Source organism: Psychromonas sp. (assembly GCF_047632995.1).
In the GTDB taxonomy this organism is placed as follows: domain Bacteria; phylum Pseudomonadota; class Gammaproteobacteria; order Enterobacterales; family Psychromonadaceae; genus Psychromonas.
Genome location: NZ_JBLIEK010000019.1, coordinates 13,757 through 33,840 on the forward strand (window position 1 = coordinate 13,757; position 20,084 = coordinate 33,840).

Here is a 20,084-nt window from a genome sequence, read left to right on the forward strand (position 1 = left end):
ATAAGCCTGCTTATTTTATCTTCTGATCTGCCAGTGTGTGCTGCTTTCCAGTAAATAATCTTCTTTAATTATCCATAAGTACGCTTGCACTTTTTGATTAAAATAATCACCTTGCAAAACAGACTGACCTTTAATCATCTTCAGCGGCTAAAATAACGGCGCGCACATTCGTCGTGTTGACTCGAACGGTTATATTTATTGCCATAATAGAATCGTTTTTAATGTTAACTTAACTCCAATTTAACAATTTAAATCCAAAAATAAAAAACGCTTCCTTTTGCATGTTTATGTATAAAACATTGCAATTAGTGAGTGTTTATTCACTGATTTTATATTGTATGCACGCGTTGATTTTTAATATCTTATTTTTTGGTAAATTTAACAGGCTTGTTTGCTTGAATTCACTGCCGCTTCTGTCTATAAAGACGCATATTTTATTAACGCAAAGGTTTTAAATGAATAGCGACACACATGTTTCAAATCGATGGTCAAGTCGATACGCATATGTTTTAGCTGCAACGGGTGCTGCAGTTGGATTAGGTAATATATGGAAATTTCCCTATATTATGGGAGAAAACGGCGGTGGTGCATTCGTTTTTGTTTATCTTTTATGTGTGTTATTTATCGGAATTCCGATAATGATGGCTGAAGTTGTCATTGGTAAACGTGGTCGTTCTACCCCTGCGAATGCTGTTGCGCTTGTTGCCAAGGAATCTGGTCACTCATCACACTGGTCTATTATAGGTTCAATGGGCGTGCTCGCAGGTTTCCTGATTTTAAGTTTTTATATCGTTATCGCTGGTTGGGCTGCCGCTTATGTCTTCTACGCAGGAAGCGGTGAATTTAGTGCCGCTGCCGCTGATCCTGCTACAAATGCAGAGGTGATCGGTAACCTATTTGGCGATTTAGTTAGTAGTATCCCGAAACTGCTTGCCTGGACAACAATAACCATGGCGGCCGTTATCTACGTTATCTCTAAGGGCGTGAAAGGGGGGCTTGAAACGGCGGTTACCTATTTGATGCCTGCATTATTCATCTTGCTTGTCGGTATTATGCTCTATTCGGCTGTAGTGGGGGATTTTGCGGCTGCGTTCTCATTTATGTTTGATATCGATTTTTCTAAACTTACCATCGAAGGGGTATTAGTGGCATTGGGGCATGCCTTTTTTACACTCAGTTTAGCGTCTGGCGTTATGATGGTCTATGGGGCGTATCTGCCGGAAGGCGTGTCCATCGCGAAAACCTCAATTATGATTGCTATTGCTGATACTGTGGTTGCCTTAATCGCCGGTTTAGCCATCTATCCCATCGTATTTGCGCATGGCTTAGAGCCAAGTGCCGGCCCTGGTTTGCTCTTTCAATCTCTACCGATTGCCTTTGGCTCCATGCCAATGGGAGATTTTTTCGGTACTTTGTTCTTTATCATGATTTTATTTGCTGCATTTACCTCTGCAATCGCTTTGCTTGAAGCCAGTGCTGCTTACCTGGAAGAACGTCAGAAACTCTCTCGTGTTAAAGCGGCTATTATTGCGGGTGTTGTTATCTGGATTTTCAGTCTAGGTACTGTGTTCTCCCTAGCAGGCACAGAATGGGCGCAAATTAATTTTGGTTTTATGGGGGACAATATTTTTGCTATGTTCGACTATTTAACCACAAATATTTTAATGCCGCTCGGTGGATTGTTAATTTCAATCTTTGCGGGTTGGGTGATGAAGTCTGACGTGGTTAAAAAAGAGTTTAATCTTGCGCAATGGCAGTTCACTCTTGTAATGGTCTTACTACGTTATATTGCGCCACTGGGGATCTTATTCGTATTCGCTAATTCAGTGGGTATTTTAGATTTCATTAAACAATCAACCTAACCGCTTAATCTAAAAACCGTTTAGTGCAAACTAAGCGGTTTTTTTATGTTTGTCACTGCATTTCGGAAACAAAAAAGGCAACTCATTGAGTTGCCTTTTTTTAATTTTTTGGGAAAATTAATCCGTTTTTACAGATCGTAAAATAACAAATTTTTGATTCTCAGTGACCAGTTCACAGTTACCGAAAATACGTTCTAATTTGTCTTGGTAATCTAGATGACGATTACCCACGATAACAAGCTCACCACCATCGACCAAACAGAAACGTGCATCATTAAACATGCTCCATGCAATATTGTCGGTAATCGCCTGCTGTTGATGGAACGGAGGGTTACACAAAATAAGATCGTAACTATTTGGTTTAAAACCAACCAAACCGTTATTCACTACAAAACGTGCGTTTTCTGCCTGCTCTTCAGGTAAGTTTTTATGCATGTTAATACGCGCAGAATCAATCGCCATATAAGATTCATCAATAAAGGTGATTTGTGCTTTAGGGAACGCATCCGCTGCAGCCATACCGACAATACCGTTACCGCAACCTAAATCAACAATTTTAGAAAAATCACCTTCAGGCAGGTTATCCATTAAGTAACGACCACCAATATCTAGATGGTTACGAGAGAAAACATTGGCGTGGTTATGAATTTTCCATTGCTGTTTTTCGATTTCCCACGTGATTGCAATCTCTTTTTCAGGTACTTGCTGTTGTTCAACTAAGCTGAAAATCAAACGTGATTTCTTTTTAGCTAACGACGTTTTTGTGCTGCCGATATATTGTTCAAATAACTGCAGTGTAGAGTTGTGAATCATATTCACTTTACCCGCTGCAACAATAATGGTTTCTGGCGATAAAACCTCACGCAGCTGTTGTAAAATATATTCAAGGTAGGAGAGCGTTTTAGGGATTTTAATAAACACTAATTTTATGTTTTTCGGGAAACTTTGTAGGCTGTCTTGAATAAGGATATTCTCTTCCGAGCAGTTATTACGCTGCAGGTTGAGTTTAATAGAATTCAGAGACAGGTAAGAGTCCGATATAACGGTACGTTCAAATTCTTGAAAATAACAACTCAATGCACCAAAGCCATCATTGATCAGTAGCATTTGCTCATCTTCGCCAAGATGTTTCCCAAGCTCGTTATCGTTAAAGTAGTTAATCAGGTATTCATCAGCTGAATCCCATGCTTGTAGTGTTTCTTGCTTGTTTCTTGGATGACGATGCAGGATCAGTGTTTGATCTGCAATGTTCAATGTTTCATTCATAGAATTTTTTGCCTAATAAGAGTGATAAAGTAATAACGATTCATTTTAACTTGCTTCTCCACTTTAGGTAAGTGATATTATCCCCTATAAATAAATAGATGAATGGAAGGCAACTTTGTTTAATATAAGAAAACACATTAATAATAAAAAAATACTGCCGAGCTTATTGGTTCTTTTCAGTTTAACCGCTTGTGAGGGGATGTTTGAGTCAATGATCGATGACTTGGAATCTATGGAAGACGCTGTCTGCGACACTGACACCACCTATGTTGACTTCAAAAAAGTGGGTTATTGGAATGGCAATGATAGGGATAATCTGGATGATGTAGATTATGAACAGTTAACATATCTTCTTTACACTTATTTAACAGTTAATGCAGATGGGAGTCTAAACGATTTTGATGATGCTGAAATGGATGATTTTGCGGATATGATTTCAGACGCTCGCACGGCAGGAGCCACTGTTGGTATTTCCATTGGTGGACCTGGTTACGCTAGTACTTTTGAAACTATTGCTAACTCTTCCTCTATTACTAATACATTTGTAAATAATGTTATTACGTTCCTTGAAGACAATGATCTTGAGGGGGTTGATCTGAATTGGCAGACACCATCGGATGATGATGAAGGAGAGCTTTTTGAAGATTTAGTGGAAGAGCTCTCTGATTCGCTATGGGATGACGGTTATTTTTTTAGTATATCGGTTATTTCCGGCGTCGGTGATGATGATGAAGATCTTGCAGACGTGATTGACAGCTCGGTGTTTGATTATGTAGATTTTGTGAATGTCAGGGCTTTTGATACGGATAACAGTGATGATCTCCATTCATCTCAGCAAGATGCCATTGATGCCATCGATTATTGGACTGGACGTTGTCTTATTCAAAATAAATTAGTCCTTGGTATCCCCCTTTATTCGGCTGGCGATAGCGTTGACACTTACGCTGAAATTATCGACGCCAAACGTGCATATGCCTGTACTGATGAAAGTCTAGATCGTAATTATAATGGTATTCCAACGGTTATCTATAAAACTGATTATGCACTGAGCTATGCCGGTGGTGTGATGCTCATGTCACTTGAGCAAGATACCTATAAGGACAGTTTACTTGAGTATTCATTATTGAATGTGATGAGTGAAACCGCATCAGGCGAAACAGTGACTCTCTGCGACTAGTTCTATATTGATAATAAGCCGCTTAAAATGCTGAACTCGCATTTTTACGCGGCTTGGGTCGATACCCGTTAGAGCTTTAACTTCACGCCTATAAGCTGCTCACCTCACGACTTGCTGATTTTTGCATCTTGAATGATAAGGGGTATAATACGCGCCACTTTTACCCCCTCCAAATTGTAAGGTATTAATTCATGCCCATTAAAAAAATCTTGTTAGAGCGTAGTAACGCTGCATGTGAACTATGTAGCGCAACTGATAATCTTAGCGTTTATGAAGTGCCGCCCGTTGCTGAGCCGAATTCGGACAAATCAGTATTAGTTTGTGAAACTTGTCTTTCACAAATTGAAAAAAACAGCGAGATGGATAATAACCACTGGCGCTGTTTAAATGACAGCATGTGGAGTCAAATTCCCGCTGTACAAGTCACGGCATTCCGCCTACTAACGCGTTTAGCTACAAGCGAAGGGTGGGCACAAGACCTGCTTGATATGATGTATATGGAAGATGAGCAAAAAGCGTGGGCTGATTATGGTGTTGCTGCCGATAATATTGAGCAGGTAGCACCTACACGTGATTCTAATGGTACGATTTTAGTGTCGGGCGATAACGTGACGTTAATTAAAGACTTGGATGTTAAGGGTAGCAATTTCACCGCTAAACGTGGCACACCGGTGCGTAATATCGCATTAACGGATAATCCTGAACATATTGAAGGGCGTGTTAATGGTGTGCGTATTGTGTTATTAACCTGTTTTCTGAAAAAAATGCCCGGTGGTGAAGAGTAAAATTTCAGAATAGACAACCGATTAACCCTTCTTTGACTTTTTAAACCCATTTTGTAATTTGCCTTGAAACCATCAAGCAAGCAGCAAAGTGGGTTTTTTATAGCTGCAATAATTCAGACATTAATCTGGGTAACTGCTAATCAGATCCTAGGTTACTTAGGAAGCTGCAATAAAAAGGCGAATAGATATTATCTATTCGCCTTTTTTAATTTACCCTTAAGAGTATTTCCTAGCGGATTAGATAGTAAATCGTTTTATCTCATTGGTTAACGCATTTGCCTGTTGCGATAACTCGCCGCTCATCTGCTCGTTTTGTTGCGCAGATTCACTTGCAATTTCTGCGACATCACGAATAGAAACAACATGTCGATTCACCTCTGATGCCACCGTACTTTGTTCTTGAATAGCCGTGGCAATGGCGGTAGTCATATCCATTATATTCACTACATCAGTGTTTATCTCTTCAAGCATGTGGCCCGCTTCTGATGCTTGATGAGTGCTTTCTTTGCCTTCATTTCGGCACTCTGTCATCAGCGTTACAATACTCTGGGTTCTGGTTTGCAGTGTGCTAATAATAGTTTCTATCTCTTTTGTTGATTCTTGTGTACGGCTGGCAAGTGATCGAACTTCATCAGCAACAACGGCAAAACCTCGTCCTTGCTCGCCAGCGCGGGCTGCTTCAATGGCTGCATTGAGTGCCAGTAGATTGGTTTGCTCTGCAATGCCGCGAATAACATCAAGTACGGAGCCAATAGTTTGGCTATCTTTAGCAAGCTCAATAACCACGGATTCCGACGCGATTAACTTATCTGAAAGTATGGCGATTTGCTTGATGGTGACTTCAACGCCTGATCGACCTTTATTTGCATTCTCATTTGTTTGCTGCGCTTTATCAGCAGCATCTGTTGTATTACTGGCAATCTCTTCAATTGTAGCCACCATTTCAGTGACGGCTGTTGCGACCATATCGGTTTCTTGCATTTGCGATGCCACTCCAGCATTGGTTTGCTGAATATTAGTGACCAGTGTAGCCGTTGCATTCTTGACACTGGCAACCGTTTGATTGACTGAAATTATTAAATGTTTGAAATTACTGAGCATATTGTTGAATGCGTTGGCCATATCTGCCAATTCATCATTATTGCTAGTGGATATCTTGATGGTTAAGTCATTAGTTTGTGCCGCTCTCACCATTGAATTTTTAATTAAGGTGATCGCTGCAATAATCCCTTTACCTAAAAACCATGATATTAAGGTTGCACTCAGAATTGCGAGTGCAAAAATACTATAGGTTAGTTTTTCAATAAAACTAAGGTATTCAGCAACAGCGCCATCAACTTTTTTTACCATGGTAGCAAGCAGATTATCAACTTTATGAACAGTTTCACGCATCTGATTTTGTAACCCTTGATCTGGGCGATAACCCTGTTTTTTTTGTTCTTTTACTAAAGCCATAAATGCACTATGGTAAATTTTCAAGGCATCATTAATAGTAGTTTTTTGTGAATGAGGGAGATAGCTTTTGTAGATGATAGTGTCTAGCTTTTTGAAACTGTCCTGGAAATCGTTAACATATCTCTCGTCAAGACGGAGCATAAAGTTTTTTTCACTGCGTCTTAATTTCAGCATCATACTTAATGCACGGTAATCGACATCACCTACCGCTACTTCTGCAATATGAACGGCGTCTGTTAATTTTTTATACAAACCACTGTTTGAATCAAAACCAATCACTTTTTGTGAATTTACCAGTGCGGTAAAATGTTTCTGGTATTCAGCCAACACATTTTTAAGTTTTTTGGCTTCAGTCGTTGATACCCCTATTGACTCAAGATCGTGACTAATGCTGTCAATATCGCTATTTAAAACGGCTATGTTTTTATTAAAGGTATCGAGATATTTTTCTTCTTTACGTGCAATAAAGTCTTTTTCATTGCGTCTTAGCTGTAATACATTAACCTCTATTTGTCCGAGATCATGCGCAATTGATATATCTTTTTGCAGAGATGATGAAGAGAAATTCATTAGCGATAGCATTGCTATCATACTGACAATGAATACGCTGGTATTAAGGATTAATTTATGTTTGATGAGCATTTATCTGCCTTGAGTGGTTTGTTTTTTGAATGGTATTAAGATTTGTCTGTTTTTCTGGAAGTGGAATGATGCGATGACTATTGTATGAGACAACGTGGTTGTTCGCCAGTTATCCTTTAAAAAAAACATTGCACATATAAATCAAAATAATCACTTTATACAATAACTGACTAATAATTCATCTCATTGTTATTCCACTATAAAAATGACTCTTTTTCATTATCTGCTTTAGCAGAACACTTTTTTGCCCAAAAAAGTTAAAAATATTAACAAAACAGTATTATTTGGTTGCTTTTCAATCTGTTGAGCGTTTTTATTAAATTATTTCACCTTAACAGCTTGCGCTGCAATAAAACTTCTATAGAATACGCCGCACTTGCTTAGAACGACTTAAGTGATTGCCCGGATGGTGGAATCGGTAGACACAAGGGATTTAAAATCCCTCGCCTTATGGGTGTGCGAGTTCAAGTCTCGCTCCGGGCACCAATTCAAGAAAAAGCTTCAACTTATGTTGAAGCTTTTTTTTTACCTGAAAATCACTGAACAAGATTGAATGTTTAATTTACCTGTTAATTTCACTCATTCAGTTTGTTACTATTACGCTAAACAAATAGCGATATGATCAAAAGGTAAATTATTCTTTTTATCCTATCAATACTTTTACTACAAAATCTATTGTTAAGGAACGTCATGACCGCATATCTGATCCTTTTTGCTATTATCGCTCTTATTTATTATGTGCAAATCCACAATAAACCCGCCCGTAAAACAGACTGGGAAACATTACCTTTTTTAGATGAATACAAAAAAATAGCTAAGTCTAAAAATGAAGAGGGGAAATTATGTTGCCGTTATTGTGGGGCTACGACAACAGTTGAGCGTTTATTGAATTCGGACAAAGAAAATCCCGACAATAGCAAACATTACCATGCCTGCTCTGAGTGCAAGGTGGTTTTGTGGCGCAGTGAGTTTGTAGAAAAGAGTGACTCTGAGACTGAAAAGCAGGGATGATTTAGCTTACTTAATTTTGTTATAACAAGGAAGGGGGGGGGCATATTGAGGCTTACTGTGGCGCTATCAACAGAGTCTTAAATACCCAATTCCGACTAGCTGTATCTACCCGTTACCAATAAAAATGCATTTAACAGCCGCTGCAACACCCGATTGCCATGGGTTTATAACAACGAGCTAGAAGCGTCAGGCAAACATCTTGGTTGTTGTGAAGTCTATATTTAACCCGTTAGATCTTCACCTTCACGCCTAAAACCTGTTCATCTACGGCTTGCTGATTTTTGCATCTTGAATGATAACGGGTATAATATGCGCCATATAAACTCAAGTAATTTGGGTTTAAAATAATGTATATGGGATAATATTGTGAACACAAGCAGTGAAAAACGGCTGAATAAATATATCAGTGACTCAGGTTTTTGTTCCCGTCGTGAGGCGGACAAATTAATTGAGCAGCAGCGCGTTCAAATCAACGGTCAGATACCTTTACTTGGCACAAAAGTACAGCCCGGTGATAAGGTTTTCGTAAATGGCAAGCGGATCAATGCAATTGCGGAAAACAATTCCGATCGTGTTTACATTGCTTATAACAAACCCATTGGTATCACCTGCACCACTGAACGCGATGTGTATGGCAATATTATCGATGCAATCGGCCATAAAGCGCGTATTTTTCCTATCGGCCGCTTAGATAAACCCTCCGAAGGTCTGATTTTCTTAACCAGTGATGGAGACATTGTTAATAAAATTCTTCGCGCAGAGAATGTGCATGATAAAGAATATTTAGTCACCGTAGATAAACCCCTCAGTGAGCGTTTTGTTGAGCGAATGGAGCGCGGCGTTCCGATTCTTGACACTATTACTGAGCCATGCTGTGTAAAAGTGCAGAGCCGTTTTGTATTTACTATTGTCTTGACGCAAGGTTTAAACCGCCAAATCCGTCGTATGTGTGAATACCTGGGTTATGAAGTAATGCAGCTTAAACGTACGCGTATTATGAAGGTAACGCTAGATAACTTAAAATCGGGGCAATGGCGTAATTTAACGGGAAAGGAAATGGCTGAAATTAACAGTGCGGTCTCCTCCTCTTCGAAAACTGCCGTGAATACGACGCAGCCAAAATCAGCCCGCAATGCAACGAGCGCGCAAACGCGTCCGCGCGGCCTGAATAAGCAGAATAATCCGCGCGCCCCTAAGAAAATATTTGTTAATAAAAACAGTAAAATAGCTGATGATGAAAATCTATCAACTAAGCGTGTATTAAAGTTAAACCGAAAATGAGTTTGACCGAATTTGATTTGATTAGCCAATATTTTAACAATAACCCGGTAGCAGAGGGTAGTGGTATTGTGCTGGGAATTGGTGATGATTGTGCGCTGCTAGAGGTACCTGACGGTCACCATCTGGCGGTGAGTACTGATAGTTTGGTTTGTGATATCCATTTTTTTTCCGATGTTTCTCCCTATCGTTTAGGTTATAAAGCGCTGGCAGTAAATCTCAGTGATTTAGCCGCAATGGGCGCAATGCCTAAGTGGGTTTCATTGGCTATTACTTTGCCAGAGATGGATGAGTCCTGGCTTAGCGAATTTTCACGGGGTTTTTTTGAACTCGCCAATAAATTTAACGTTGCGCTGGTCGGCGGTGATACGACCAAAGGGCCATTATCCATCACAGTGTCAGCGCAAGGTGTTATTCCGCGCGGTCTGGCGTTGCAGCGCAATGGTGCGCTTATTGATGATCTTATCTGTGTTTCAGGAAAGTTAGGTGATGGTGGATTAGGACTGGCGTGCAAGCAAAAAACAATAGCGCTGGAAAATGAGCAGGCGTTTATCGATGCCTTAGAGTTGACTGAGCCGCGCGTTGAATTAGGCATTTTATTACGCAGTTTAGCCTCTAGCTGTATTGATATTTCTGATGGTTTAACGCAGGACCTAACGCATATCTTAAAATCTTCACATTGTGCTGCAAAACTCGATCTTGATAAATTACCTTTATCCGACTCACTGCGCGAAGAAATAGAAGTCGGTACTATTGATAAGCAGCGTGCGTATCAATATGCCTTAACAGGGGGTGATGATTATGAACTGTTGTTTACTATCAGCGCTGCAAATATTACCCGGTTAAATACGCTTCTAGAAAAAAGTGACGTTACAGCGGCTAATATTTCCGTGATTGGCGCCGTTACTTTGTTGCAGCAGCCGTTAATCCAGTTATTCGACGACCATCAAGCTGTCTCTTTTTCGCTTCAAGGCTGGGATCATTTTCGCTAGGTTAACATTATGAAACGTGATGATTTACAAGGATTACAATTAAGCTATCTTATCCAATTTTTGGGTTAGATAAAAAGGTGGATGGCGGCTTTGGCATTATGATTTATGATATTATTGCAGGATTATGTGCCGCTATCGCGTTACAATTTTTAATTCAACTTTACGGTTAATAATATGGCTCGATTGTTATCTTATCTGCTCATACTTGCTTCGCTAACGCTATTACCCGCTGCGTTTGCCAATGCGAATCAAAATGGCCAAGCGTCAGACATGGTTAAGATAGCTGTGGATGATCTTCCTGTCTTCTTTTCGCCTTATGCAACCGATCCACTTGAGTTGCAATATGCTAATCTGTTTTTTGATCCGTTATTTCGTTGGACAGATAAGCGCCAAATAGAGAAGCGTTTAGTGGCAAAATGGAGAACCATTAAGCCGGGGGTTACCCGCTTTTATTTGAGGAAAAACATTAAATTTCACTCAGGTAATCAGCTTAGCAGTAAAGATGTCATCTGGACCTTTTCGCAAATAGTAAAAGAGCCGCAATTAAAGCGCTTTTTTGCCGGGATCAACTCTATTAAACGGGTCGATAAATACAGTTTTGATCTGCACAGCGCTTTATCTAACACGCAACTTTTAGACTATTTAACCCATTTTTTTGTGCTCGACGCGGCGTTTTATACGCAAAACAAAATAGATCCCAATACAGCGCAAGAGATAATATCTCCGCAGCACAATAAATTGTTAATTTCAGGCACCGGTCCTTACCAAATCAAACAATATAATCCAGCTCTTCACCTCGATGTTGTCGCTAATAAAGATTATTGGCAGGGGCAAGCGGCCACCAATGAGCTTAATTTTATTAAAATAAAATCGGCTAATTCGCGGCAGTTTGCCCTGTTAGCTAATGATATTGATATCAGTGCCTCCATTTCCAATAAAACAATTGATACTGTGCATTTTGCTAAATCTAAATCACTCGTTGAAGTGACTTCCTCGAACGTTGTTTTTTTTACCATTAACGATAAACGATCGGATGTTTTTAAACGTAGTGTGGCGAGAAATGCAATCCATCTGGCGATCAATCAAGAAGGGATGGTCAAACACATTATTAACAATATGGGCAGTGTCAGAGCCACCTTTACACCTGTGCAGCAAGTGGAACTGGAATTACCCAATCCCCAATTACCAACCTATGATGTGCCAAGAGCAAAATATCTATTAGATAAAATAGAGATGCCAGCTTATTTGACCTTACTGGTTTTAGTTGACGAAGTGGGCAATACGCCAGAAGTTGCTAAGGCATTAGTGAATATGATGAAAAGGGTCGGGATAAAACTGGTTGTCACTGAAGTAACGGACGTTGGAGTGTGGAATAAGCAGCTATTTGATTATGATTTCACGCTGTCCGTTTGGCAGACCTCTTTGATGGACAGTAATAATATCTACCAGGATTTATTTGTTGATAGTGAGTTAGCCAGCTATATTGGCGCACTATTTGAGCAAGAAAAATCACTAAACTCGATTGAAGATAAAGTTAACCTTTTTGGCGAGATGCAAGAGCAGCATCGCATTATCCCGCTTTTTTTCCAAAATAAAATTTGGGCAACAGACAATAAATATAACCTGGCGACCATCTTTTCCATAAACGGTATTCCATATTGGCATCTATTAACAACGAATTAGTTAAAATAGCTATTTATTTGCAGTTCAATACCGGCACTGTCTAAACCAAGCAGTTTATAGATCTCCTGTTGCGTACCTTGCTCAATAAATTGATCCGGCAAACCTATATTTAAGACCGACCTATTTATCTTTTGAGCCATGAAATACTCATTGACGCTTGAGCCAGCGCCTCCGGCAATACTATTTTCTTCAATGGTAACAAACTGTTTATACGTTTTACTCAGCTGATTCAGTAATTCTTTATCAAGCGGTTTTACAAAGCGCATATCAACTAGCGTAGCACCAAGTTTTTGCGCGACGGGTAATGCTTGTTGCAGTAAGGTACCAAAACATAATATGGCCATATTTTGGCCTTCATAAACGATCTTCGCTTTACCTATCTCCAATTGTGTCATCTGCTTATCTATTTTAATGCCTGTGCCGACGCCGCGTGGATAACGAACCGCAGCGGGCTGCTTAAGTAAGTGTCCTGTGTAGAGCATATTGCGGCATTCCTGCTCATCGGAGGGCGCCATGACTATCATATTGGGTACGCAGCGTAAAAAGCTTAAATCAAAAGCACCTTGATGGGTCGGGCCATCCGCGCCGACAATGCCGGCTCGGTCGATAGCAAACAGGACACCTTGATTTTGAATGGCAACATCATGAATCAGCTGATCATAGGCGCGCTGTAAAAAACTGGAGTAGATAGCAACAATCGGATTTAAGCCTGAAATAGCCATGCCGGTGGCAAGCGTGACGGCGTGCTGCTCTGCAATCGCTACATCATAAAATTTATCTGGATGGCGTTTAGAGAATTTGACCATGCCTGACCCTTCACTCATGGCTGGTGTGATTGCAGCAAGCTTCTCATCTTGGTCTGCCATATCATTTAACCAATCACCAAATACTTGTGAGAATGTCGCTGAGCTTGGTGCTGATTTTGGGAGATCCTGATCAGGCGTAAATTTTGGTACCGCATGATAGCGGATAGGATCGAGTTCCGCTTGTTTATAACCTTTGCCTTTTCTGGTCATAATATGTAAAAACTGCGGGCCTGAATGGTTACGCATATTGTGTAATGTATCGACTAAATCTATTACATTATGGCCATCCATAGGGCCAATATAATTAAAACCAAACTCTTCAAATATCGTCGCAGGTGAGACCATCCCTTTGATATGCTCTTCGGTGCGCCGCGCTAATTCTTTAATTGGCGGGATATTTGAGAGTACTTTTTTACTGCTTTCACGCAGCCGGGTATATAGATCGCCTGATAAGATTTTAGCTAAATGGTTGTTTAGCGCACCTACATTTTCTGAAATTGACATCTCATTGTCATTAAGTACCACTAACATATCGTTGTGCAGTGCACCCGCATGGTTAAGTGCTTCAAATGCCATGCCTGCTGTAATTGCCCCGTCGCCAATAACGGCAACGACTTTACGGTCTTTTTGCTCCTTCTCAGCCGCAATTGACATACCTAATGCAGCACCAATCGAAGTCGATGAGTGGCCGACACTTAATACATCGTATTCACTCTCTTCACGCCATGGAAAGGGGTGTAAACCTTTAAAGTTGCGAATGCTGCTCATTTGGTCACGTCGACCCGTTAATATTTTATGCGGGTATGCTTGGTGTCCAACATCAAAAATAAGGTGATCAAAAGGGGTGTGATAGACATAATGCAATGCCACTGTTAATTCAACAACACCGAGACCAGAGGCTAAATGACCACTGCTTTGACTGACCGTATTAAGCAGAAAAAGGCGTAATTCATCGCAAAATTCTGGTAATTGCTGTTTTTTTAATAAACGCAGATCTTCAGGGTAGTTAATGTTTGCAAGCAACGGGTAGTTTTTTAAATCCAAAGGCATAAATAGTAGTCGCATTTATTAAAAAATTAAAAGAGAAAACCGCTAACGTTATGGTCAGCGGTTGCAGCAAAAATGGTCGTAAATTATCTATCTCGTTTGATAATGTATTGAGCAAATGACTCAAGCAACTCAGTATTATAAGGCAATTGCGATAAAGCATGAAGCGCTTCTTGATAAAGCAGCTGCGCTTTTTCCATCGCTTGCTCTAATCCCAGTAAACTGGGATAGGTCGATTTATTCAGTAAGTTATCTGAGCCCTGCGGTTTGCCAAGTGTTTGTGTATCGCCGATAACGTCTAAGATATCATCTTGAACTTGGAATGCGAGTCCAATCGACTTTGAAAAAGTATTTAATAATCGCAGATGTTCAGCAGGCAGCTCTGGCTTGCTTAATGCAGCTAACTCAACAGCAATTTGTATTAATGCGCCTGTTTTTGCATTATGGATAGTTTCTAATGTTGTTAAGTCCACTTGTGTGTTTTCAGCCGCCAAATCCAAAGCTTGCCCCGCGCACATGCCATGATCACCCGATGCTTTAGCAAGCCGATTAATCATTTTGATTTGTGTTTGGCTATTGATCGATGGATTCGGCATAGAGATAATATCAAAGGCTAAACTTTGCAATGCATCACCCGCCAAAATGGCCGTTGCTTCATCAAATTTTTTATGGCAGCTTGGTTGGCCGCGGCGCAGATCATCATCATCCATTGCCGGAAGATCATCATGAATAAGAGAGTAAGCATGAATACACTCAACGGCGCAAGCAAGCGGATCAAGGCTTTTTAATGTTAACCCAAGCATTTCTCCGACAGCATAAACTAAAAATGGACGGACACGTTTCCCACCTAATAACGTACCATAATCCATCGCGTTATTGAGCGTGTGTGAAATTGGATCTGCGCTATGGATATATTGCTTTAATTGTCTGTTTACGCGTTGCTGGTAGTTATTTAGCGTATTTGAAAATTGTTTCATAGAGTTTATTATTCATTATATTCTTGAAGTGGTGCCAAGGTATCTTGCTGCATCAAAATATTGACTTGTTGTTGTGCTTTTTGTAGTTTTTGGCTGTTACTTCTCGCCAGAGAAATGCCGCGCTCAAACTGTTTTAAAGCATCTTCTAAAGGTAGGTCACCTTCTTCTAACTGGCTGACAATATTTTCCAGTTCGTTAATTGCTTCCTCGTAATGCATGTTTTCAGGTTTTTTCAACGCCATATTGCTCCCTTTACGCTTGATTTTTTAAAGTACCATGACATGATAACAAGTCAATTATCATTCAGATTAATAGTCTCTAAACAGTGAAGTTGTGATCTGCTTCCGACTGAATGCAAAATATTGTTAAACATTATAAATGTTTAACTGTAATATAAATAGAAAAAGCTATACTTTGCATTTCGTTGTGGTTTGTCATTTTAAAGGAAAATTTTGTGGATTTAGCAACTCTGATAGGAATACTCGGCGCCTTTGGCTTTGTTATTATGGCAATGGTATTGGGCGGCTCCATTAGTATGTTTGTGGATACAGTATCAATTCTAATCGTATTCGGCGGTTCATTCTTTGTGGTTATGATGAAATATAACATGGGACAATTTTTGGGCGCGGTTAAAATTGCGGCTAAAGCCTTTATGTTTAAAGCAGCTTCAACTGAAGAATTGATTTCTAAATCAGTTGAGATGGCAGATGCAGCACGTAAGGGGGGCTTTTTAGCACTAGAAGAAGCTGAAATCAGTAACCCTTTTATGCAAAAAGGGGTTGATATGCTGGTTGATGGACATGATGCAGATGTGGTGCGGGCTACATTGGAAAATGATATTCGTTTAACGTCTGACCGTCATGAAGTCGGGGCGCAAATATTTAAACAGTTTGGCGATGTCGCACCTGCGATGGGGATGATTGGAACGCTGGTGGGGCTGGTGGCAATGCTTTCAAATATGGATGATCCTAAGTCAATCGGCCCGGCAATGGCGGTTGCTTTATTAACCACTCTCTATGGGGCCATGATTGCCAATATGGCTTGTATCCCTATATCTGATAAATTAAAATTAAGATCGGCGGAAGAAAAACTCAATCGTAGTCTGATACTCGACGCTGTTTTAGGTATTCAAGACGGTCAAAATCCGCGTGTAATTGAGGGGGTATTGCGTAATTACCTTCCCGAATCAAAACGAAATATAAAGACCACTGATGAAGCGAGTGGCGAATAATGAAAGAAGAGTGCAACTGTCCGCCAGAGGGATTGCCTCCTTGGATGGGGACATTTGCGGATTTAATGGCGTTGTTAATGTGTTTCTTTGTTTTATTGCTTTCATTTTCGGAAATGGATGTGCTCAAATTCAAGCAAATTGCCGGATCTATGAAATATGCATTTGGTGTGCAGTCGATGCTGGAAGTGAAAGATATCCCCAAAGGAACGTCCGTTATCGCCCAGGAGTTTACCCCCGGTAGACCCGATCCCACCCCTATTGAAGTTATTATGCAACAAACCATTGAGGTGACAAAAGCTAAGTTGGATTTCCAGGAGGGTGATTCAAGCCGAGTCGGTGGTCAAGAAAATGTAAAAGAACGCAAAGTAGCCACGCCGGAAAAAGAGGATGCGCAGGCTGAAAACATGTCGCAATCGAAATCTGAAAGCGATGCTGAAGGACAAAAAGAAGAGGCGCCAAGGCAAGATAAAACAAGTGAATCTCAGGAAACTCAGTTGCAAGATTTTACCCCGGCTCCCGGCGTTTCTGCGCAGCACGGACTAGCTAAAAAAATAGCAGCTGAACTAAGAGAAGAGATTGAAGATGGTGCGATTGAAATTGAGGCACTTGGCCAACAGTTAATTATTCGTGTGCGTGAAAAAGGCGCGTTTCCATCTGGATCTGCATTTTTACAGCCTCGATTTCGTCCAATAATAGATAAGGTCGCTGGAATATTAGTGGATGTACCTGGCGTGATCACCATTTCAGGGCACACTGATAATGAACCGGTACAATCCGAACTGTACCGTTCCAATTGGGATCTGTCTGCCCAGCGCGCTATTTCGGTTGCCCATGAAATGTTGAAAGTGCAGGGAATGAAAGATAAAAAATTAGTAGTTTCTGGATACGCCAACAGCAAACCGCTGAGCGACAATAACACCAAGGCTGCACGTCGCCGTAATCGCCGTGTCGAGATAATGATAATGCAAGGTCAGGCATCTGAAAGCGAAGAAATTATTACTAAGCCTCGTTAGTTTTTTTATAGCAATAATTTTAAATTTTTTTTAGAATTTATGCTTATAGGTACAGGAGAAAATGAAAAGAGTTGCAGGCTGTAGTGATTGGACTTTACATAAAGCAGGAATAAGTCCAATTGTTTAGTGTACTTCACTCTCCTTAGGCGACTAATTAAAATACCTTGATTGATAGAATAACTAATTTAAGATGTTTGCTTACCCGTTTATGCTATGCTCCCTCCATGCTAACGTAGTTTTTATCTCCCTATTTTGAACTTCGTTGTCACTTGTTTAAGTTAACGACGAGCGCACATTTTAATAGATGGCTTGTTTATTTGCGCGCTGATCATAAAAAAGGTGACTCAATAACAGGGAGAATCAGAATTAGCCTGCGTTTTTAAATGCAACTATAATAAAATAAAGCCATATTAAACCTCTTCTGAGAGGTTTCAAAGCAGTTAAAAGCATTTGCTTTTATTTTTAATCATTATTTAAAGTACAAAGAGAACATGAAAATACCGAAAAGAATACAACCACTTGTGGACGATGGTTTAGTCGACAGTGTTTTACAACAGTTAATGAGCGGCAAAGAAGCAACTGTTTACGTAGTGCAGTGTGGCGATTTTATTCGTTGCGCTAAAGTATATAAAGAAGCCAGTAAACGTAGTTTTAAACAAGCTGTTTTATACAGTGAAGGACGCAAAGTGCGCAATGGCCGACGTGCTCGCGCAATGGAAAAAAATTCAAAGTTTGGCCGTGAACAACAAGAAAACGTTTGGCAAAATGCGGAAGTGGATGCGCTTTATAAATTAGCCGATGCAGGTGTGCGTGTGCCGCAACCTTATGGCTGTTTTGAAGGTGTGCTTTTGATGGATTTGATCACCGATGAAGAAGGCTGTGCAGCGCCTCGTCTTAATGATATCTCTATGTCAGAAGAGCAGGCATTGGAAGACCATCTTGAAATAATGAATTATATTGTATCCATGTTAAATGTTGGCATTATCCACGGCGATCTGTCTGAATTTAATGTGTTGGTTGATGAGCGGGGACCTGTGATAATCGATTTACCGCAAGCGGTCGATGCGTCAGCGAACAATAATGCCAAGCGGATGTTACTGCGTGATGTGGCTAATATGACCCGTTATTATTCTCAATTTGCGCCGCAACTTGAACAAAGTAAATATGGTCAGGAAATATGGATGTTATATGAAGCGGGGTTATTATCCAGCAATACAGTATTAACGGGGATATTTATTGAAGCAAATAAAGAAACCGATGTAGACAATATACTCCATGAAATTACAGCTGCGCGCGAAGAGTATGAAGAGAATAACCAACGCATACTCGAGCTGGAGTTGTAAGCAGTTCATTTTTAAATCTAGATCACTCTCTATTTATCGGTATTGCTTTGATGGTAATACCGATATCGCCTTCAGATAGGCAGACACTCTCTACGAGCTAATCACTTCCTCAATATTGTTCGCAAAATACAGGTTAAAACCGTCCTGGACAACGCGCTTATTCGTCAATTATTTTCTTGAGTAAGATAATCAACCCCAACACGGGGACGCCAATTAATGCCGATCCGACAAAAAACTCAATATAACCAAAGCTCTCAACATATACGCCTGAGAAACCGGCAATAAATTTAGGGAATAATAGCATCAGGGAGCTAAACAGGGCGTACTGCGTAGCTGAGAACTCAATATTAGTGAGCTTAGAGATATAAGTGATAAATGCCGTGGTGGCAATCCCCGCACTGATATTGTCCATTGATATAATCAGGGTTAATAAAGCCAGATCTTTACCCACAAAAGCCAGAACGGCAAAAATAAGGTTCGTGATAACCACTAAGCACGCACCTAAAAACAGAATTGAATAGGTACTGTAACGGCTCAGCAAAACACCGCCAAGCGCCGCGCCCAGCAGAGTCATTATCACACCAAACACTTTGGAAATTGCCGCAACTTCGCCTAATGTATAGCCCATATCCAGATAAAATGGGTTGGCCATAACTCCCATTACAATATCGGAAATACGGTAAGTGCCAATGAGCAGTAAGATAACCGCGGCAGGTTTGCCATAACGGTTGAAAAAGTCGGCAAAGGGTTCAACAATCGCAATATCAAGCCAGGCTAAAAAGTGCGCAATAGTTTTAGGTAGATGCTGATGTTTGAGTTTGCTGGCAATCAGTGCATCCCTGTCTTTTTGTTTATTCTCATAATCTGGCTCATGGCAAACAAAGGTGGTAATAATTCCCACACTCATGCATCCCGCCATAACCAAGTAGGAGATGGACCATGCAGATAACTGATACGCATCGCCATCACTTGCCCAGGCAGTAATGATCAATGCTCCTGCTCCGGCAACCATCATAGCGATGCGGTAACCTGTCATATATGCTGCGGCCATCGCTGCTTGAAATTTCTCCGGCGCAGATTCAATACGAAAAGCATCAATCACGATATCTTGGGTAGCCGAGCTATAAGCAACAATGAGGGCGAAGATAACAAATGCGCTCAAGTTTTGCTGAGGATCACTATTTGCCATACCAATCAATGCCAATACAACGGCAATTTGCGATAACAATAACCAAGCACGCCTGCGCCCTAACCAGTTAGTTAAAAGTGGAATGGAGACGCGATCAACCAAGGGGGACCAAACCCATTTCCAACCATAAGCGAGTGGAATCCAACTAAAATAGCCGATATTTTCCAGACTAATACCCGCTCCGCGCAGCCATAATCCGAGCGTAGTAAAGATTAAAAGCAGGGGCAGTCCAGAAGAAAAACCGAAGAAGAATAAAATGACGACGCGCTTTTCAAGATATATTTCAGCGCTTTGTAACCATGATTTTAATTTAGACATAACAACAGT

General features: G+C 40.5%; 16 protein-coding genes and 1 tRNA gene. 11 read left to right on the forward strand and 6 right to left on the reverse strand.

What is annotated here, in order from left to right:
* The first annotated feature begins 455 nt into the window (after positions 1 to 455).
* Positions 456 to 1,862, forward strand: coding sequence for a sodium-dependent transporter (locus ACJAT7_RS05325; protein WP_415225767.1), 1,407 nt, complete (start codon positions 456 to 458; stop codon positions 1,860 to 1,862).
* A gap of 117 nt (positions 1,863 to 1,979) precedes the next feature.
* Here the strand turns inward: ACJAT7_RS05325 and ACJAT7_RS05330 are convergent, their stop codons facing one another.
* On the reverse strand, positions 1,980 to 3,128 hold the full coding sequence (locus tag ACJAT7_RS05330) for a methyltransferase (protein ID WP_415225768.1): 1,149 nt from the start codon (positions 3,126 to 3,128) through the stop codon (positions 1,980 to 1,982).
* A gap of 115 nt (positions 3,129 to 3,243) precedes the next feature.
* Here ACJAT7_RS05330 and ACJAT7_RS05335 point away from each other — a divergent pair, with 115 nt between their 5' ends.
* Both ACJAT7_RS05335 and ACJAT7_RS05340 read left to right on the forward strand, forming a co-directional pair.
* Positions 3,244 to 4,305, forward strand: a complete 1,062-nt coding sequence (locus ACJAT7_RS05335; protein WP_415225769.1) for a glycosyl hydrolase family 18 protein — start codon at positions 3,244 to 3,246, stop codon at positions 4,303 to 4,305.
* 191 nt (positions 4,306 to 4,496) lie between these two features.
* Entirely contained in the window at positions 4,497 to 5,090 is a 594-nt protein-coding gene (locus tag ACJAT7_RS05340; RefSeq protein WP_415225770.1) for a PhnA domain-containing protein, read from the forward strand.
* A 237-nt stretch (positions 5,091 to 5,327) separates the two neighbouring features.
* On the opposite strand, the gene ACJAT7_RS05345 is transcribed toward ACJAT7_RS05340, so the two are convergent.
* Positions 5,328 to 7,187 (reverse strand): methyl-accepting chemotaxis protein, encoded by a 1,860-nt coding sequence (locus tag ACJAT7_RS05345; RefSeq protein ID WP_415225771.1) that lies wholly within the window; start codon positions 7,185 to 7,187, stop codon positions 5,328 to 5,330.
* A gap of 400 nt (positions 7,188 to 7,587) precedes the next feature.
* On the opposite strand from ACJAT7_RS05345, the gene ACJAT7_RS05350 reads away from it, so the two are divergent.
* From ACJAT7_RS05350 to ACJAT7_RS05370, 5 genes are all read left to right on the forward strand, one after another.
* Positions 7,588 to 7,673, forward strand: a tRNA-Leu gene (locus ACJAT7_RS05350).
* Positions 7,674 to 7,877: 204 nt separating this feature from the next.
* Positions 7,878 to 8,198 (forward strand): hypothetical protein, encoded by a 321-nt coding sequence (locus ACJAT7_RS05355; RefSeq protein ID WP_415225772.1) that lies wholly within the window; start codon positions 7,878 to 7,880, stop codon positions 8,196 to 8,198.
* A 366-nt stretch (positions 8,199 to 8,564) separates the two neighbouring features.
* Positions 8,565 to 9,479: a 23S rRNA pseudouridine(2604) synthase RluF gene (rluF, locus tag ACJAT7_RS05360; RefSeq protein WP_415225773.1), complete on the forward strand. Its 915-nt coding sequence runs from the start codon at positions 8,565 to 8,567 to the stop codon at positions 9,477 to 9,479.
* Positions 9,476 to 10,468 carry a thiamine-phosphate kinase gene (thiL, locus tag ACJAT7_RS05365; protein WP_415225774.1) on the forward strand — a complete coding sequence of 331 codons (993 nt, stop codon included), beginning with the start codon at positions 9,476 to 9,478 and terminating at the stop codon, positions 10,466 to 10,468. Before rluF ends, thiL begins: the two co-directional genes overlap by 4 nt.
* 174 nt (positions 10,469 to 10,642) lie before the next feature.
* Entirely contained in the window at positions 10,643 to 12,151 is a 1,509-nt protein-coding gene (locus ACJAT7_RS05370) for an ABC transporter substrate-binding protein (RefSeq protein WP_415225775.1), read from the forward strand.
* Here the strand turns inward: ACJAT7_RS05370 and dxs are convergent.
* The 3 genes from dxs to xseB all read right to left on the reverse strand — a co-directional run bounded on the left by dxs (position 12,148) and on the right by xseB (position 15,223).
* Positions 12,148 to 14,007 (reverse strand): 1-deoxy-D-xylulose-5-phosphate synthase, encoded by a 1,860-nt coding sequence (gene dxs, locus ACJAT7_RS05375; protein WP_415225776.1) that lies wholly within the window; start codon positions 14,005 to 14,007, stop codon positions 12,148 to 12,150. The genes ACJAT7_RS05370 and dxs overlap by 4 nt on opposite strands.
* A gap of 83 nt (positions 14,008 to 14,090) precedes the next feature.
* Positions 14,091 to 14,981 (reverse strand): (2E,6E)-farnesyl diphosphate synthase, encoded by an 891-nt coding sequence (ispA, locus tag ACJAT7_RS05380; RefSeq protein WP_415225777.1) that lies wholly within the window; start codon positions 14,979 to 14,981, stop codon positions 14,091 to 14,093.
* Positions 14,982 to 14,989: 8 nt separating this feature from the next.
* Positions 14,990 to 15,223, reverse strand: a complete 234-nt coding sequence (xseB, locus tag ACJAT7_RS05385) for an exodeoxyribonuclease VII small subunit (RefSeq protein WP_415225778.1) — start codon at positions 15,221 to 15,223, stop codon at positions 14,990 to 14,992.
* A gap of 212 nt (positions 15,224 to 15,435) precedes the next feature.
* Between xseB and pomA the strand changes: the two genes are divergently transcribed.
* The 3 genes from pomA (at position 15,436) to ACJAT7_RS05400 (ending at position 18,568) form a co-directional block, all read left to right on the forward strand.
* Positions 15,436 to 16,212 (forward strand): flagellar motor protein PomA, encoded by a 777-nt coding sequence (gene pomA, locus ACJAT7_RS05390; protein WP_415225779.1) that lies wholly within the window; start codon positions 15,436 to 15,438, stop codon positions 16,210 to 16,212.
* Entirely contained in the window at positions 16,212 to 17,225 is a 1,014-nt protein-coding gene (locus ACJAT7_RS05395; protein WP_415225780.1) for a flagellar motor protein MotB, read from the forward strand. Before pomA ends, ACJAT7_RS05395 begins: the two co-directional genes overlap by 1 nt.
* 491 nt (positions 17,226 to 17,716) lie before the next feature.
* Positions 17,717 to 18,568: a PA4780 family RIO1-like protein kinase gene (locus ACJAT7_RS05400; RefSeq protein ID WP_415225781.1), complete on the forward strand. Its 852-nt coding sequence runs from the start codon at positions 17,717 to 17,719 to the stop codon at positions 18,566 to 18,568.
* Positions 18,569 to 18,725: 157 nt separating this feature from the next.
* Here ACJAT7_RS05400 and ACJAT7_RS05405 read toward each other — a convergent pair whose 3' ends face one another.
* Positions 18,726 to 20,075, reverse strand: a complete 1,350-nt coding sequence (locus ACJAT7_RS05405) for an AmpG family muropeptide MFS transporter (RefSeq protein ID WP_415225782.1) — start codon at positions 20,073 to 20,075, stop codon at positions 18,726 to 18,728.
* Positions 20,076 to 20,084: the final 9 nt, after the last annotated feature.

Bases quoted from the DNA above. Each gene is read 5' to 3' on its own strand.
- xseB (WP_415225778.1), bottom strand. From the start codon at position 15,223: ATGGCGTTGAAAAAACCTGAAAACATGCATTACGAGGAAGCAATTAAC.
- ACJAT7_RS05330 (WP_415225768.1), bottom strand. From the start codon at position 3,128: ATGAATGAAACATTGAACATTGCAGATCAAACACTGATCCTGCATCGT.
- dxs (WP_415225776.1), bottom strand. From the start codon at position 14,007: ATGCCTTTGGATTTAAAAAACTACCCGTTGCTTGCAAACATTAACTAC.
- ACJAT7_RS05370 (WP_415225775.1), top strand. From the start codon at position 10,643: ATGGCTCGATTGTTATCTTATCTGCTCATACTTGCTTCGCTAACGCTA.
- ACJAT7_RS05355 (WP_415225772.1), top strand. From the start codon at position 7,878: ATGACCGCATATCTGATCCTTTTTGCTATTATCGCTCTTATTTATTAT.
- ACJAT7_RS05395 (WP_415225780.1), top strand. From the start codon at position 16,212: ATGAAAGAAGAGTGCAACTGTCCGCCAGAGGGATTGCCTCCTTGGATG.
- ispA (WP_415225777.1), bottom strand. From the start codon at position 14,981: ATGAAACAATTTTCAAATACGCTAAATAACTACCAGCAACGCGTAAAC.
- thiL (WP_415225774.1), top strand. From the start codon at position 9,476: ATGAGTTTGACCGAATTTGATTTGATTAGCCAATATTTTAACAATAAC.
- ACJAT7_RS05405 (WP_415225782.1), bottom strand. From the start codon at position 20,075: ATGTCTAAATTAAAATCATGGTTACAAAGCGCTGAAATATATCTTGAA.
- ACJAT7_RS05325 (WP_415225767.1), top strand. From the start codon at position 456: ATGAATAGCGACACACATGTTTCAAATCGATGGTCAAGTCGATACGCA.
- ACJAT7_RS05400 (WP_415225781.1), top strand. From the start codon at position 17,717: ATGAAAATACCGAAAAGAATACAACCACTTGTGGACGATGGTTTAGTC.
- ACJAT7_RS05340 (WP_415225770.1), top strand. From the start codon at position 4,497: ATGCCCATTAAAAAAATCTTGTTAGAGCGTAGTAACGCTGCATGTGAA.
- ACJAT7_RS05345 (WP_415225771.1), bottom strand. From the start codon at position 7,187: ATGCTCATCAAACATAAATTAATCCTTAATACCAGCGTATTCATTGTC.